The sequence below is a fragment of the Corynebacterium tuberculostearicum genome (assembly GCF_022347385.1).
In the GTDB taxonomy this organism is placed as follows: Bacteria; Actinomycetota; Actinomycetes; order Mycobacteriales; family Mycobacteriaceae; genus Corynebacterium; species Corynebacterium tuberculostearicum_M.
Window position 1 is genome coordinate 1 of the sequence record NZ_JAKRDT010000013.1, and the last position, 14,978, is coordinate 14,978.

Genomic DNA, 14,978 nt, shown 5'->3' on the forward strand with positions numbered 1-14,978 from the left:
TGAACTACCAGCCCGAACCAACGACGCAAACCGCGCCACAACAGCAGAATCCGGAACCCATTTCGACTCCACACAATCACCTAACCCATGTCAGGTGTTTCCACGACCGCTAGAAATCAAGGGCCGTGGAATACATCAAGGCACCGCTGATACCGACCCCATTCGCAAGGCCTTCGCCAAGGCCAATGGCATCAAACCCGCACTCTTTTCCGCGCATTCCGAGGGTGCCTGCTCCAAGCGCAGCGGTGTGGGTGCGGTCTACGTGGAGCAAGGCGTGATGAGCGGGTGGACTCCGGCCACACCGTCATCTGCATCGACCACAATCTGGCTGTTCTCGCGCATGCGGATCACGCCATCGACTTGGTCCCCGGCGCCGGTTCGGCCGGCGGCCAGCTGGTCTTTCGTGGCACCCCAGCCGAGTTAGCCGAGCAGAAAGACTCGGTGACGGGGTGCTTTCTTGCCGACGCCCTCGTCTCCCCCTAACCTTCTGCCTTAAGCGTTGACCGGCGCGGCCGCGCGGCGGCGTTGGCGCAGCGCAACGACGCGCTCGGATTCGCTCATTCCGCCCCAGACGCCGTAAGGTTCGGCGGATTGCAGGGCATGCTCGCGGCACAAATCAATGACCGGGCAGGAATTGCAGATGGCCTTGGCGCGGTTCTCGCGCTGGGCGCGGGCACGACCGCGCTCGCCATCTGGGTGATAAAACACGTCCGAGTTTTCTCCGCGGCAGGCGCCTTGTAGCTGCCAATCCCACAGGTCAGCGGTGGGACCGGGAAGCAAATGAGGCTGAGACACGTTACTTAGCTCCTTTGTAAGGGCGAGAATTCTAGTGCGGCTTCCGCAGTGTCGCGGGAAGCAACCTCACGTAGTGTTTCGCGCGTGGGTTAACGATGGGTTACCTATTTTTGACTTTTAGGTATTCTTCCCCTGTTCGTCCCTCCGGCACCGCGGTTTACCAGCGGAAACAACAAAGGTTAACGGTTTGTGAATTTTCTTCCGCTCGGGTTGCGCACGCGCTGGGGCCGCGCGTTGCCTTTGCATAATCTTCCCGTGTGCCAATATGGTTAGTTACCGGTTTAAAACATGTCAGAGGGTGCATACGTGAGTGATAAGGAACAGGAGCTAGCGGATCTCGTCCCGCATGCCGTCGACGGCAGCCGTCGAGCGCTGCAAGAAGTTCTGCGGATCATTCACCCGCAGGTGCTGCGCTACTGCCGCGCCCGCATCGGTGGCGGCCGCCAACCCACCGCGGAGGATGTAGCCCAAGAGATCTGTCTTGCAGTGGCCACCTCCATTGGCTCCTACGAGGACAAGGGCCGCCCGTTTATGGCCTATGTCTACGGCATTGCGTTCAACAAGGTCACCGATGCCCACCGCGCCATGGGGCGCGATAAGTCCACCCCTACCGAAGAAATTCCAGAAGACTCCGCGAACGAAGCTACCCCAGAAGAGTGGGCGCTAGAGGCCGACGGTAGTAACAGAATGCGCGCCTTGCTCGATACGTTAAGTGACAAGGCGAAAAACATCGTGATTCTGCGCGTGTTCAACGGTTTGTCGGCAGAAGAGACCGCGGAAATTGTGGGTTCCACCCCAGGCGCGGTTCGTGTCGCACAACACCGAGCACTCGCTCAATTGCGAAAGACCCTCCAAGCCGCCCAGGAAACTGCGCGCTAAGGGCCTAGCGGCCGACTCTTACAGCAGATATCTCTTAACAGAAAGGAAGGGGGAGAGACACCATCATGGCACCGAAGCACCACGGCGATAATGACGGCCTTGCAGACCAGCTCCAGCCCTTGATAGATGATGATGCATTCCTCACCGAGCTTTCGAAGGGAACTAACCCTTCCGACGGCCAGGATGACCTGGCGGAGCTGCTGCTGGAGTTAAAGGGGGACGTCGATAAGCAGATGCCTCCAGCCCCGCTGGTAGAAGGCGCCGAAGCTGAGCCCGCGGTCATCGACCTAGGCCAGGCCCGCAAGCGCCGCCGCGGCGGCCCGTTCGTACATGGGCTCATCGGTGCGGCGGCCGCAACGCTAGTCATCGCTGGAGCCGGTGGAGCCATGCTGCACGCCGGAACCTTTGATAAGGGCGATAAGACCCGCAACGTAGAGCTGGCCGGCACGCTGGAAGAGATGGAATCTCGCGCGGCCGAAGGTGATATTGAAGGCGCTCGCGAACTGATGAAGGACGCCCGCGCCAAGCTGGATGAGGCCGAAGGCAAAGAAGAAAAGGTCGTAGCCGCCAACCGCGAGGCGGAACAAAAGCGGGCTGCGCACCCGAAGCCCACCCCGCACACCGTGACGGAGACTGCCACCGAAACCGTGGCGGAAGAAGCTTCGCAACCGGAACAGCAGCCGGAGCAGGTCACCGTGACCGAGACTCAATACGCCACCGAAACCGTGGTGGTCACGGAACAGGCGCAGCAAAACCCGCAGCCCAACCCCAACGTTGAGGATGAGCCGACGACGACCATCGAGTTGGACCAGCAGCAGTAGAAGCTAGCGGCCCTCTAGGCCATCCAAGTAACCCAAGGCGTAGTCCCAAGGCACGTAGCGGGAGGGATCCGGCTCGGCGCCAGGTTCATGCACCGGCGCTAGCTCGCCTTCAAGGGTGGCGCGCATATTGGCGGCCATAATGTCCCACTCGTAGAAGTGGTTTTCTTGGCAATCCTCGCACAAGAAGAAGATGCCATCGATGCCACGCGGGCCGAGGATGGACGCGAATTTCTGCACCAGTGCGAGGTCGTGGATGATGGCGATCCGGTCGTCGTCGGTAAGCGGCATGACCTGCTCGTCCTCCTCCAAGAAGGAGGCGGGGTCATTCGGGTCATCGGCGAAAGGATCGCGGGGCATATTGGCGAAGAAGTTCACGCCTGCGAGCCTATTGAACTTACCCTCCCGAGGCAATTTACCCCCTGCCCAAATGGTGTCGTCGGCCGGCAACGCACTACAGTTGTGGTAGCCGCTAAACCTGTTAAGGAGAGACCTCGATGAGCGAGAACCGTATTCATACTGGTGGAGATGACCCGAACAAGGTAGCCCTGCGCGGCCTGACCTTTGATGATGTGCTCCTTTTGCCCGCCGAATCCAATATCGTGCCCTCCGAGGTCGATACTGGCGCGCAATTTACCCGCAATATCCGCCTCGGCGTTCCGCTTGCTTCGGCCGCCATGGATACCGTGACTGAGGCCCGCATGGCCATTGCCATGGCCCGCCAGGGTGGTATCGGCGTGCTGCACCGCAACCTGTCCACCGAGGACCAGGCCGAGCAGGTAGAGATTGTGAAGCGCTCCGAGTCCGGTATGGTTACCGACCCCATCACCGCCCGCCCGGATATGACCATCGGGGAAGTAGACGCGCTGTGCGCCCGCTACCGCATCTCCGGCCTGCCGGTGGTAGACGAGGACGGCACCCTGATGGGCATTTGCACCAACCGCGATATGCGCTTCGAGCCTGACTTTGACCGCAAGGTCAGCGAGGTCATGACGGCCATGCCGCTCGTCGTTGCGCGCGAGGGCGTATCCAAGAAGGAAGCCCTCGAACTGCTTTCGGCCAATAAGGTGGAAAAGCTGCCCATCGTCGATGCGGATAATAAGCTCACCGGCCTGATTACCGTCAAGGACTTTGTCAAGACCGAGCAGTACCCTAACGCGTCCAAGGACTCGGCCGGCCGCCTGTTGGTTGCGGCCGGCATCGGTACCGGGGAAGAGTCCTACCAGCGCGCCGCCGCGCTTGTCGACGCCGGCGTGGACGCCCTCGTCGTCGACTCCGCCCACGCCCACAACAACCGCGTGCTGGAAATGGTCTCCCGAGTGCAGAAGGATTTCGGCTCCAAGGTCGATGTCATCGGCGGTAACCTCGCCACCCGCGAGGCCGCACAGGCAATGATCGATGCCGGCGCCGACGCCATCAAGGTCGGCATCGGCCCGGGCTCCATTTGCACCACCCGCGTCGTCGCCGGCGTGGGCGCGCCGCAGATTACGGCCCTGATGGAGGCCGCCGCAGTAGCTGGCCCGGCCGGTGTGCCGGTTATCGGCGATGGTGGCATGCAGTACTCCGGCGACGTCGCCAAGGCCCTGGCGGCCGGCGCCGATACCGTCATGCTGGGCTCCATGTTTGCCGGCACCACCGAAGCCCCCGGTGACATCGTGGTCTACCAGGGCAAGCAGTACAAGCGCTACCGCGGCATGGGCTCCATGGGCGCCATGCAGGGCCGCGGCCTCTCCGGTGAGAAGCGCTCCTACTCCAAGGACCGCTATTTCCAGGCCGACGTCCGCAGCGAGGACAAGCTGGTTCCGGAAGGCGTCGAGGGCCGCGTGCCCTTCCGCGGCGATATCGATGCCATCGTGCACCAGATTATTGGCGGCCTGCGCGCTTCCATGGGCTATACCGGCTCCGCCACCTTGGCCGAGCTGAAGACCAAGCGCTTCGTCCAAATCACCGCCGCGGGCTTGAAGGAATCCCACCCGCACCACCTGCAGCAAATCGCAGAAGCACCAAACTACCGCTAGGAATATCATGCGTGAATACGCCGAAATCGGCATCGGCCGCGAGGCCCGCCGCACCTTCGATCTAGAGCAACTATCCATCGTGCCGCAGCGCCGTACCCGTTCCTCTAAGGACGTGGATACGACCTGGAACATCGACGCCTATACCTTCGACATCCCCTTCGTGTCCCACCCCACCGATGCGCTCGCCACCCCCGAGTTCATCATCGAGATGGGCAAGCAGGGCGGCCTGGGCGTCATTAATGCCGAGGGCCTGTGGGGCCGCCACAAGGACCTCGAGGGCGCCCTGGCCCGCATTTACTCGCAGCCGGGCGATAACTCCATCATCCAGGAGCTGCACGCTGCCCCGCTTGACGACGCCCTCCTTGCCGAGCGCATCTCCCAAGTCCGCGACTCCGGCGTCACCGTCGCTGTGCGCGTTTCTCCGCAAAATGCTCGCGAGATGGCCCCGAAGGTTATCGCGGCCGGCGCCGAGTTGCTGTTTATCCAGGGCACCCTGGTCTCGGCCGAGCACGTGGCTACCGGCGGTGAGCCGCTGAACCTCAAGGAGTTCATTGGTTCCCTTGACGTTCCCGTCATTGCCGGCGGGGTTACCGACTACACCACCGCGCTACACCTGATGCGCACCGGCGCGGCCGGCGTCATCGTAGGCGCAGGCGTGACCACCAACGCCGAGACCGTCGGCATCGACTCGGCCATGGGCACCGCGATTGCCGACGCCGCCGCAGCCCGCCGCGACTACCTCGACGAGACCGGCGGCCGCTACGTGCACATCATCGCCGATACCGAGTTTGAAAACTCCGGCAATATTGCCAAGGCTTTCGCCTGCGGCGCTGACGGTGTTGCTCTCGGCCCACTGCTTGCCCAGGCCCGCGAGGCCGGCGGCAAGGGCTGGTACTGGCCCGCCACGGCCGGCCACCCGCGTTTCCCACGCGGCTTCGTCCAGTTCTCCGGGGCCGATACCGACTTGGACGTCGATTTCCTCACCACCGGTACCCCGGCCGAAGCCACAGAAGAATCGGCCGCCCCGTCGCTGGAAACCGTGCTGCACGGTCCCTCCAGCGAGCCCTTCGGCCGCACCAACCTGGTCGGCGCGCTGCGCCGTTCCATGGCCAAGTGCGGCTACACCGACCTGAAGTCCTTCCAGAAGGTCGAACTCGCCGTCCGCTACTAATCCGCGCGAGAGTCCTGACGCGGCTGTGCCTTCTTGGCGCAGCCGCGTTTCTTTTTAAGCTTCCTTCTTCGCTGAATAGATACAACTTGGCGGGGGAGGGGGAGTAGTTACGAGAGCAACTGCCAGCCGCCTTCGCGCCTCCACGTGGTCTTGCCCGTCGCTGGCCGCCATTGCCCCGCATTGTGGACCGGGCACACGCGTACTCCCGACGGATTGAGCTCTACAACCTTTTCTTCACCGCTCGCGCGTAGAACCACCGAATTATGCGCAACTTCTGGATGACCCACACGCTCTGCCTGCTGAGTGCCACACAAGGGAACCCACTCATCCCACTCGCTTCCAAAGACTTCCGCGGCCGGAAGTGTTACCTGTTGCGGGCCTTGTTCATCCAGCGCAGACGCCACCTCGGCCGTAGTTGGGGTGGCGTCACAACCGCACAACAGCAGGCTCGCGGCGAGCACAATAGCCAAGCGCTTCATAAGCTATCAGTTTAGTGGGTTAGACTATGGGGCGTGACTAAGCCAAATACTACCCCGCGCCCCGTCCTCGTTGTGGACTTTGGCGCTCAGTACGCGCAGCTTATTGCCCGCCGCGTGCGCGAGGCCAAGATTTACTCCGAGGTTGTCCCCAACTCCGCGTCTGTGGAGGAAATCAAAGCAAAGGATCCAGCCGCGCTTATTCTGACGGGCGGTCCGTCTTCCGTTTATGCCGACGGCGCCCCGGCCCTGAAGCCGGAGCTGCTTGAGCTCGGCATTCCAGTCTTCGGAATCTGCTACGGCTTCCAGGCCATGAACCATGCGCTTGGTGGCACCGTGTCGTCGACTGGCGAGCGTGAGTACGGCCGTACCGATATGAATGTCAAGGGCGGCGTACTTCACGAAGGCCTGGAGGCTACCCACAAGGTGTGGATGTCTCACGGCGATGCAGTATCTGCCGCTCCTGAAGGTTTTGAGGTTACGGCCACGTCGGCCGGTGCTCCGGTTGCAGCGATGGAGTGCCTAGACAAGAAGATGGCCGGCGTGCAGTACCACCCTGAGGTACAGCACTCGCCGCACGGTCAGGAGGTGCTTACCCGCTTCCTTACTGAGGTTGCTGGCCTAGAGCAGAACTGGACGGCCGATAATATCGCAGAGCAGCTCATCGCAGATGTCCGCGCCCAGGTAGGCGAGGAAGGCCGCGCTATTTGCGCCCTGTCCGGCGGTGTGGACTCCGCTGTAGCGGCCGCTCTGGTGCAGCGTGCTATCGGTGATCGCCTCACCTGTGTCTTCGTTGACCATGGCCTGCTGCGTGCCGGCGAGCGTGAGCAGGTAGAAAAGGACTTTGTCGCCTCCACCGGCGCGAAGCTGGTGACTGCCGATGAGCGCGCCGCCTTCCTGGATAAGCTGGCAGGCGTTAGCGACCCAGAAGCCAAGCGCAAGGCTATCGGCGCGGAGTTTATCCGTTCCTTTGAGCGCGCGGTTGCAGGCGTGCTTGACGACGCCCCTGCAGGCTCCACCGTCGACTACCTCGTCCAGGGAACGCTGTACCCGGACGTCGTCGAGTCTGGCGGCGGCGATGGCACGGCGAATATTAAGTCTCACCACAATGTCGGCGGTTTGCCGGATGACGTGGAGTTCGAACTGGTCGAGCCGCTGCGCCTCCTGTTTAAGGACGAGGTGCGTGCCGTCGGCCGCGAGCTGGGTCTGCCGGAAGAGATCGTTAGCCGTCAGCCATTCCCCGGCCCTGGCTTGGGCATCCGCATCATCGGTGAGGTGACCGAGGAGCGCTTGGAGACGCTGCGCGAGGCAGACCTCATTGCCCGCACCGAGCTGACCAATGCCGGCCTGGATGACCAGATTTGGCAGTGCCCGGTAGTACTGCTGGCCGATGTCCGCTCCGTTGGCGTGCAGGGCGACGGCCGCACCTATGGCCACCCGATTGTGCTGCGCCCGGTGTCCTCGGAAGACGCCATGACCGCAGACTGGACCCGCCTGCCGTACGAAGTGCTGGAGAAGATCTCTACCCGCATCACCAACGAGGTGAAGGACGTCAACCGCGTGGTCTTGGACTGCACCTCCAAGCCACCAGGAACCATCGAGTGGGAGTAAAACGGCATGCGTAGAAGGCGCTCAGTCTAGTGCTGAGCGCCTTTTCGCTCGTTTCAGCGGGCGGCGCTTACTCGCGCGGGGTAAACGGTGGCCGCCACACAACGCGTCCGCCCACCCGCTCGAGGCGGCCGCGCCGAGGTGGGGCGTTGGGGTCATCGTCGTTGACGCCATTATGGTAGGCGCAGCACATGACCAGGTTTTTCATATTCGTCTCCCCGCCATTGCTCCACGCCTTGAGGTGGTGGACTTGGGAGAGGTCTGCCGGCTGGTTGCAGCCCGGCCAGGCGCAGCGTGGGTTTTCTGCAGCGGCCATAATGCGCTGCTTGTCATTGGCCACGCGCGCCGTGCGGTAGAGATTGACTGGACCTTCCTCGGGGTGCACGAGAGTGACGTAGCCGGTTTCTTTCTCGCCAGAAAAGCCGACGTCGTTGAGCACGCGGCGCAGATATTCGGTGCCGGTGATGGTGGCGCCATTGGTCAGATCGAGCTCGATATCATCACCATGGCCGTCGCGGATGCGGATGAATTTGTCTAACGGCACGATGGCATTGGTCACCACTTCTGCCCGCGCGGCCGCAGCTTGGTCAAAGAAGATCTTTTCTACTGCCTCGAGCGATTGCTTTCCAGTCGCGGCCAGCGCGGCGTTGAGATCCGCGATGAAACTAGATGTTCCGGTGATGGCAAGCGTCCAGTAATCATTGGGGCGTCGGTAAGTGCGCACGCCTGGGCTTACGGTGTCGTCTTTCATCTCCCGCAGGCGCCGTCGGGCGTGTTTAAGGATGTGGCTCATTGAGCCGGTCATCGCGCAGCATTCTGCGCGCAGCTGCCAGGCCTGCTTTTTGCTGGGCGCGCGGTTAACAATGCGTTCTAGGGCAGCAAGGGTGGCGATGGAGTGGGTGTTGCGGCGGGCGTCGGCAATAGCGCGGCGCTGCAGGCGCGCAAATTTGGTGCGGCCGAAGTAGCTTTCGCACAAAAGAAGCAGATCGGCGGCGATGGCATCGGGCGCGCCGCGGTCCATAAGCTCGGACCCGGACATGCTTTGGCACCCGGCGATGATGTCCATGCCAGGGCCCAAGGCGGTGAGGTAGGTCTCGAGTGCGTTCATGCCTGCAACGCTACGGCGCGCACCTACACCAGCGCACGGCCGGCGCAACCGCTACGGCCGATTCTGTGGATAACCCGGCCCGCATACCCGCCGTGGGCCGAAAAGCTGTGGATAACCTCGAAAAGTGTCGTTTAGATTAGGCAAACGCGAGCCGGCGCGTGCCATCCACATGGGGGAAGACGAAAAAGCTCAGCCCAAAGACCACGAGCCACACCAGGCCGGCACCCCATGCAGGCAGGGACACGATGGGCGCGAGCATCACCATAAGCCACAAGACCATAAGCGGCACGAGCTGTGCGATGGTGGGAACCAGAGTGACGTTGCGCTTGTCGGCATAAGCGCGCATCGCGCGGCGGTAGGGGTGGGCAAAGACGAGAACGAAGGCCGCCACGAGGCATACGAGCGCCCCAACCAGTGCGGCAAAGATATGCGCGCGGCTAGCCAAGAGTGCCACGGCCGCACCGATGAGGATGGACGAGCCCAAGCGCACCCATGGCGGAGTGGGGATGGGGGTGGTGTGCTCGCGCATGGCGCCGTAGGCAGCGTTGAAGTTCATGCCGCTAAGGCTACCATTCGAACATACACTTGCATGTGTCCGGGTGAGGGTTCATACTATTCGGGTGAGTCAAACGAGCGTTCGCCTAGAGAAAGCGGTGGCCGGGCTAAGTAGGTCGGACCGCGTGGCGATGCTGCGTACCCGCATGCGCGCTATGGAGCGCGGCCCGGAAGAAGAGCTGGTAGATACGCTCCCTGGCCTGGCGCGCTTGCTTCCCGCAGGTGGGTTGGCGCGCCGACAGGTGGTGCACTGTGCGAGCTGCCCAGCGCTGGTGGTGGAGCTTATCTGTCACCTCACCGCCCGTGGCGGGTATGTGGGAGTGGTGGGGTGGCCGGATTTGCTACTCGCACAAGTGGCCGAGGAAGGCGCTATCGAACGCGTGGTAACCGTGCCGGATCCGGGCCTGGAATCCTGGATGGTGACGGGAGTATTGGCGGAGGGGTTGGACCTCGTTATCCACCATGGGCCGCCCGGCGAGGTGAGCCCTACCAAGGCTCGGCCGGTGCTGGCGAAGGTGCGCGGTGGGCGCGCGGCGGTGCTTACGGTGGGCACGCGCCTGCCCGGCACGGCGGTGGGGATAGGGGCGCGGGTGAGTGCCTATCGGGGCGTCGGCAAGGGCAGCGGACGCATTCGCGGAGTGGACATGGACGTGGAGGTGACCTCGAAGCAGGGTGCCTCGCGCGGGGTGCTCACGGTAGGTGAGCGTCGCCGGTTGGAGGCCGTATGAGGGTAGCGGCCGTGTGGTTTCCGGATTGGCCCATCCAGGCCGCCGGTGGGCAGGGCCCTATGGTTATTGCGCGCAATCACGCGGTGGCGGTGTGCGATAGGAAGGCGCGCCGAGCGGGCGTGCGGCGTGGGATGCGCCTGCGCCAGGCCCAAGCGCTGTGCCCCGAGGCCGCAGTGGTGGAGGCCAATCCGGACCGGGATGGCGCGGCGTTTGCGGAGGTTGCGGCCGGCTTAGATGCGGTGGCGTCCTCGGTGGAGGTGCTGCGCCCAGGCCTGGCGATTGTGGATGCGGGCGCGGCGCTGCGCTACCACGGGGAGAAAGCACTAGAGATGCTTGTCGACGCCTCTTCGTACGCCGGCTTCGACTCCACCCTCGGCGTCGCCGATGAGATTGCCACGGCCGTCATCGCGGCCCGGCACCGCGGTGTGGGCGCGGTGGTGCCAGAGGGCGGCTCGCGGGAGTTTTTGGCTACCCAGCCCATAGGCGTGCTGGCGGCCGATGAGGCCTTGGGCTTTGAGGCTGGGTTTATCGCACAGCTGGATAAGCTGGGCATGCGGCGTCTGGGCGACTTAGCCGCGCTGCCGTTTAAGCAGGTAGCCACCCGGTTTGGTGAGCCGGGCCGCCGTGCCCACGAACTGGCCCAGGCCCGTGCGGATAGGCGCGTGGCCCCAGAGCTGGCGCGCCCGGATCTGGCGGTGGAAATGGAAGAGCGCATCGAGCGCGTGGACGCGGCGGCCTTCGCAGCCCGTCAGCTAGCGGCCCGGCTGCATGCCCGCTTGGAAGCGGCCGGCAAGGTGTGCCTGCGGCTGCGCGTGGTGGCGGAGTTTGGCACCGGTGAGGAGCTGGCGCGGGTGTGGCGCACGCAGGAAGCGCTGACGGAGCAGGCTACCGCGGACCGGGTGCGTTGGCAGCTCGATGGCTGGCTCACGCGCGCTACTGGTGAGGGCGCGGCCATTCGCCGCCTAGCGCTGGAGCCGGTGGAGGTCGCCGCCCCGTCCGCTGCAGGTCTCTGGGGCGGGGAAGGATCGCAGGAGCAGGTCAAACGCGTGATCGCCCGCGTGCAATCGCAGCTGGGGGTGGATCGTGTGCTGCAGCCGCGGGCGGTGGGCGGCCGTGGGGTGGCCGAGCGCATCGAGTATGTGCCCTATGGCGAGCAGCGCGACGCCCCGCCGCAGGGCGAGTGGCCCGGCCGCATTCCCGCGCCCCTGCCCGCGCGGCTGGGCGGTGGGCCGAACCACCCGGCCGCGCGCATTCGGCTTATCGACGCCGCCGGGCGCCCCGTCTTCGTTACCGCCGAGGCCCTCTTGTCCGGGGTGCCGGTGGCCTTGGGCTGGGGCGCGCATCGCTTCCGCGTGCTGGGCTGGGCCGGGCCGTGGCCGGTGGATACGCAGTGGTGGACCGATACCCCGCAACACGTAGCGCGCCTGCAGGTGGTGGGCCAATCCGACCACGAAGAGCATCAGCGGGCCTGGCTCTTGGTATGGTCCGGCGGTCGCTGGCGGGTTGAGGCGACCTATTAATCGCGAATATCGACCACGAGGCGGGTGGGGTTATCGAGCACCTGCACGGAATAAGGCTTGCGAGAGGTCATGCCGATGACAAATTGGCAGCGGCCCTCGTAGGTGCCGCCATTGACCACTTGGGTGACAATTCCTTCCGTAGGGGCATCCACCACGCCGATGCGGGGATCGTCCTTGCCTGCCTCGAAGGGGTAGACCACGCCGTCGATATTGACATTGAGTGCGGTCTCGCCGGAGTAGTCAATGGTCTTGCCGGAACCCTGCTGTGTGGGCGTGTCGGCGTAATCCACGAACCAGCCGGGAGCGCCGCCGCCATCGAGCTCGAAGACAACGCGCTCAAAACCCTCGTGCCGGCCGATGCGCACGTCGGTCACCGTGAGCTCGGAGGGCGCCTGCGGCCGGAGGGTTTTCATCTCCATATTGGCCTGGCCTAGCGGATTGAGCTGGGAGTTATCCGCAGACGCGGCCATGGTGGTGCGGTCCGTCTCGTGGGCGGCGCAGCCGCTGAGAGAAGCAGCGACGAGAAGCGTTGCGGCGAGACGGACTTTCAACATGTCCCCTAGGTTATATTTTCGGCCGTGAACTGTATAGCTGAGGGGGTACTTCGTGGCCGAATTGTTGCCAAGGGTGTGAGCTGGAATGCAGAAAGGTTAGGCTTAGGTATATGACCGAGTTCTGTTCAGATATCCAGGTAGAGCCGCTGCCGGGCACGGCGAAGAAGGAATCCGTCTATGTGCTTTTCGAGTGGCCGGGTGGATGGTCGCGAGACGTGCTTGATGGCGATACCTTTGGGCCGGAGCTCACAGCGCAGCTTAAGTCCAAGCTGAAGGGCGCGGCGGGGCTGCAGCTTATTCGCCGGCCGGGCCGCAACGGTCGCCAGGTGGGCAAGATGCACCGCTGCTACCTGGTGTGGGCCGAACAGGGCGTGATGGAACTCGTGCTGCTGACGGGCCCAGAGAAAATCCTCGATCTGGATCTGACCGGGCCTGGCCGCAATGGGGGCGGCTCTTTGGATACGCCGCTAGTGCTGGTGTGTACGCATGCGAAGCGCGATACGTGCTGTGCGGTCAAGGGCCGGCCGCTGGCTGCGGAGCTGGTGGCGGATTATCCGGATATGGTGTGGGAGACCTCGCACACGAAGGGGCACCGGTTCGCGCCGTCGGTCATGCTCATGCCATGGGCCTATTCCTTTGGCCGCATGAATAAAGAAGCCGCCGCGCAGATGATTGCGGCGGCGGCGAAGGGGAAGTATTTCTACCCGGTAAATCGCGGGCGCGGTATTTTCGGCCCGCGCGGCCAGGTGGCGGAGTTGGCGGTGGCCCGCGCGCTTATCGACGCCGGCGAGGACCTCTCCTATGGCCAGCTCACCGCCACCGACGGCGGCGAGGTCAGCCACGCTGACGGCCGGCGCTGGCGCGTGGCGCTCGAGGAGCGCGAGGTAGAAGGCGTGGTTTCCTCGTGCGGCGATGCGCCGAAGAAAGGCCAGGCCATCGTAGCGACCGGCGTGGAGCCGGTCGCGGGGTAGGCTGCGCGGGGTGGGGGCGGCGTCGGCAAGCGGGGGCTAGCGGCGCATGACCTTGGAAGAGAGCCAGTTGCCGAGGAACTGGGCGGCCTGCACCAGCACGATGATGATGAGTGTGGCCACGACGGTGACTTCCCACTCAAAGGCGCGGTAGCCGTAGACGATGGCAAAGTCACCCAAGCCGCCGCCGCCGACGTAGCCGGCCATGGCGGACATATCCACGATGGCGATGAACAGGAAGGTGTAGCCCAGAATCAGCGGGCCGAGGGCCTCCGGAACGATCACGGAGGTAATGATCTTCCACGGCGAGGCACCCATGGAGCGGGCGGCCTCGATAACACCGGGATCGATAGCCACGAGGTTTTGCTCCACCACGCGGGCCACAGAGAAGGTCGCGGCGATGACCATGACGAAGGTCGCTGGGCCGCGGCCGATGGAACCTCCCATTACGGCGACGGTCAGTGGCTGGGCAAAGGCCAGCAAAATGATGAAGGGGATGGGGCGGACGAAGTTCACCAGCAGGTTAACAATGACGTAGACAAACCTGTTTTGCAGGATGCCGCCCGTGCGGGTGGTGTAGAGCAGCATGCCTAGGCCAAGGCCGAGGATGCCGGAGACGATGAGGGTGGTCGAGACCATGATGAGGGTGTCGACGATGGCGTCGGCGAGCGAGGGGCCAAGGCGATCCCAGTTGGCTTGGGCGAGGTTGGTGACGGTCATCGTGCAATCTCCTCAATCTGGGTGGTGGTAGAAAGCGTGCGGTAGAACTCTTCGATGGCGTTATTATCGCCGCTGAGTCGCACGGTCAGCTTGCCAAAGGAATGCTGCTGCAACGTGGTGATACCGCCGTGCACGACGGCGATGGACACGCCGGCTTCCTTGAGCCGAGCGGCGGCGGTGAAGAAGCCAGATTCCTCGGTGAGGTTGATGGTAAACAGGCGGCCTTCGTGCGCGAGCAGGTCGTCGGTTTCGACGACGTCGGGTTCGTTGCGCAGCGAGGTGGCCACGAACTTGGCGGCCACGGAGGTCTGCGGGTTGGAGAAGACTTCGTAGACGCTGCCTTGTTCTACTACGCGGCCGTTTTCCATCACGGCGACCTTATCGGCGATGGAGCGTACGACTTCCATCTCGTGGGTAATAACGACGATGGTGATGCCGAATTCCTTGTTCACCCGGCGCAGCAGGTCGAGGACTTCCTGCGTGGTGGTGGGGTCGAGGGCGGAAGTGGCTTCGTCGGCAAGCAGCAGCGAAGGGTTGGTGGCCAGCGCACGGGCAATGCCAACGCGCTGCTTCTGGCCGCCGGAAAGCTGCTCCGGGTAGCTCTTGCCCTTGTCTCCTAGGCCGACGAAGTCCAGCAGTTCTTGCACGCGCTGGGCGCGCTCTTGCTTGCCGACGCCCTGCAGCTGCAGCGGGTATTCAATATTGCCGGCCGCGGTGCGCGAGCTCATCAGGTTGAACTGCTGGAAGATCATGCCGATATTGCGGCGAATGCCACGCAGTTTCCGCTCGGACATGCCAACGATATTGGTCTCGTCGAGCAGTAGCTCGCCAGAGGATGGGGTGTCCAGGCCGTTGATCATGCGCACGAGGGTGGACTTGCCGGCGCCGGAATAACCAATGATGCCGACGATTTCGCCAGGCTCGATGGTCATGGAGACATGGTCGAGCGCCTTAATTCGCGCTTTTTTCTGCTTAAAGATCTTGGTGATCTCGCGGAACTCAATGCGGGTGCCGCGGTGGGTGGAATCTGCCACGTGTTTGCGTCCTTAGCTAGGAAAGT

17 protein-coding genes are annotated in these 14,978 nt (G+C 63.5%); 9 read left to right on the top strand and 8 right to left on the bottom strand.

Annotated features, from left to right (window positions below):
* Positions 1-285: 285 nt before the first annotated feature.
* Entirely contained in the window at positions 286-483 is a 198-nt protein-coding gene (locus tag MHK00_RS08170; protein WP_250411224.1) for a daunorubicin resistance protein, read from the top strand.
* A 9-nt stretch (positions 484-492) separates the two neighbouring features.
* Here the strand turns inward: MHK00_RS08170 and MHK00_RS08175 are convergent, their stop codons facing one another.
* Entirely contained in the window at positions 493-795 is a 303-nt protein-coding gene (locus MHK00_RS08175; RefSeq protein WP_005326832.1) for a WhiB family transcriptional regulator, read from the bottom strand.
* Positions 796-1,101: 306 nt separating this feature from the next.
* On the opposite strand from MHK00_RS08175, the gene MHK00_RS08180 reads away from it, so the two are divergent.
* Together MHK00_RS08180 and MHK00_RS08185 are read left to right on the top strand one after the other, a co-directional pair.
* The gene (locus MHK00_RS08180) at positions 1,102-1,674 is read left to right on the top strand and encodes a sigma-70 family RNA polymerase sigma factor (RefSeq protein ID WP_040424956.1); all 573 of its coding nucleotides are present in this window, start codon (positions 1,102-1,104) and stop codon (positions 1,672-1,674) included.
* A gap of 65 nt (positions 1,675-1,739) precedes the next feature.
* Positions 1,740-2,495, top strand: a complete 756-nt coding sequence (locus MHK00_RS08185; protein WP_005322694.1) for a hypothetical protein — start codon at positions 1,740-1,742, stop codon at positions 2,493-2,495.
* A 3-nt stretch (positions 2,496-2,498) separates the two neighbouring features.
* Here MHK00_RS08185 and MHK00_RS08190 read toward each other — a convergent pair whose 3' ends face one another.
* A complete protein-coding gene (locus MHK00_RS08190; protein ID WP_005326826.1) occupies positions 2,499-2,870 on the bottom strand; it encodes a DUF5319 domain-containing protein in 372 nt (123 codons plus the stop codon).
* Between the two features lie 119 nt (positions 2,871-2,989).
* Here MHK00_RS08190 and guaB point away from each other — a divergent pair, with 119 nt between their 5' ends.
* Both guaB and MHK00_RS08200 read left to right on the top strand, forming a co-directional pair.
* Complete coding sequence (gene guaB, locus MHK00_RS08195; RefSeq protein WP_250411226.1) at positions 2,990-4,510, top strand: IMP dehydrogenase; 1,521 nt, start codon at positions 2,990-2,992, stop codon at positions 4,508-4,510.
* A gap of 7 nt (positions 4,511-4,517) precedes the next feature.
* On the top strand, positions 4,518-5,681 hold the full coding sequence (locus tag MHK00_RS08200; RefSeq protein WP_250411229.1) for a GuaB3 family IMP dehydrogenase-related protein: 1,164 nt from the start codon (positions 4,518-4,520) through the stop codon (positions 5,679-5,681).
* A gap of 107 nt (positions 5,682-5,788) precedes the next feature.
* Here MHK00_RS08200 and MHK00_RS08205 read toward each other — a convergent pair whose 3' ends face one another.
* Complete coding sequence (locus MHK00_RS08205) at positions 5,789-6,160, bottom strand: hypothetical protein (protein WP_250411232.1); 372 nt, start codon at positions 6,158-6,160, stop codon at positions 5,789-5,791.
* Positions 6,161-6,193: 33 nt separating this feature from the next.
* Between MHK00_RS08205 and guaA the strand changes: the two genes are divergently transcribed.
* Complete coding sequence (gene guaA, locus MHK00_RS08210) at positions 6,194-7,768, top strand: glutamine-hydrolyzing GMP synthase (protein ID WP_250411235.1); 1,575 nt, start codon at positions 6,194-6,196, stop codon at positions 7,766-7,768.
* 67 nt (positions 7,769-7,835) lie between these two features.
* Here the strand turns inward: guaA and MHK00_RS08215 are convergent, their stop codons facing one another.
* Both MHK00_RS08215 and MHK00_RS08220 read right to left on the bottom strand, forming a co-directional pair.
* Positions 7,836-8,873 carry an HNH endonuclease signature motif containing protein gene (locus tag MHK00_RS08215; RefSeq protein ID WP_250411237.1) on the bottom strand — a complete coding sequence of 346 codons (1,038 nt, stop codon included), beginning with the start codon at positions 8,871-8,873 and terminating at the stop codon, positions 7,836-7,838.
* A 136-nt stretch (positions 8,874-9,009) separates the two neighbouring features.
* On the bottom strand, positions 9,010-9,429 hold the full coding sequence (locus MHK00_RS08220) for a hypothetical protein (RefSeq protein WP_250411239.1): 420 nt from the start codon (positions 9,427-9,429) through the stop codon (positions 9,010-9,012).
* Between the two features lie 64 nt (positions 9,430-9,493).
* Between MHK00_RS08220 and imuA' the strand changes: the two genes are divergently transcribed.
* Both imuA' and MHK00_RS08230 read left to right on the top strand, forming a co-directional pair.
* Positions 9,494-10,156, top strand: a complete 663-nt coding sequence (gene imuA', locus MHK00_RS08225) for a DnaE2-dependent mutagenesis accessory factor ImuA' (protein ID WP_494546135.1) — start codon at positions 9,494-9,496, stop codon at positions 10,154-10,156.
* Entirely contained in the window at positions 10,153-11,676 is a 1,524-nt protein-coding gene (locus MHK00_RS08230) for a Y-family DNA polymerase (protein WP_250411241.1), read from the top strand. Before imuA' ends, MHK00_RS08230 begins: the two co-directional genes overlap by 4 nt.
* Here MHK00_RS08230 and MHK00_RS08235 read toward each other — a convergent pair.
* Positions 11,673-12,230 (bottom strand): AMIN-like domain-containing (lipo)protein, encoded by a 558-nt coding sequence (locus MHK00_RS08235; RefSeq protein ID WP_250411243.1) that lies wholly within the window; start codon positions 12,228-12,230, stop codon positions 11,673-11,675. The two genes, MHK00_RS08230 and MHK00_RS08235, sit on opposite strands and share 4 nt — an antisense overlap.
* Before the next feature lie 110 nt (positions 12,231-12,340).
* Between MHK00_RS08235 and MHK00_RS08240 the strand changes: the two genes are divergently transcribed.
* Complete coding sequence (locus MHK00_RS08240; RefSeq protein WP_250411246.1) at positions 12,341-13,201, top strand: sucrase ferredoxin; 861 nt, start codon at positions 12,341-12,343, stop codon at positions 13,199-13,201.
* Between the two features lie 36 nt (positions 13,202-13,237).
* On the opposite strand, the gene MHK00_RS08245 is transcribed toward MHK00_RS08240, so the two are convergent.
* Entirely contained in the window at positions 13,238-13,918 is a 681-nt protein-coding gene (locus MHK00_RS08245; RefSeq protein WP_005322670.1) for a methionine ABC transporter permease, read from the bottom strand.
* Entirely contained in the window at positions 13,915-14,952 is a 1,038-nt protein-coding gene (locus MHK00_RS08250; protein ID WP_005322668.1) for a methionine ABC transporter ATP-binding protein, read from the bottom strand. The genes MHK00_RS08245 and MHK00_RS08250 overlap by 4 nt, the downstream gene beginning before the upstream one ends.
* Between the last annotated feature and the right edge of the window lie 26 nt (positions 14,953-14,978).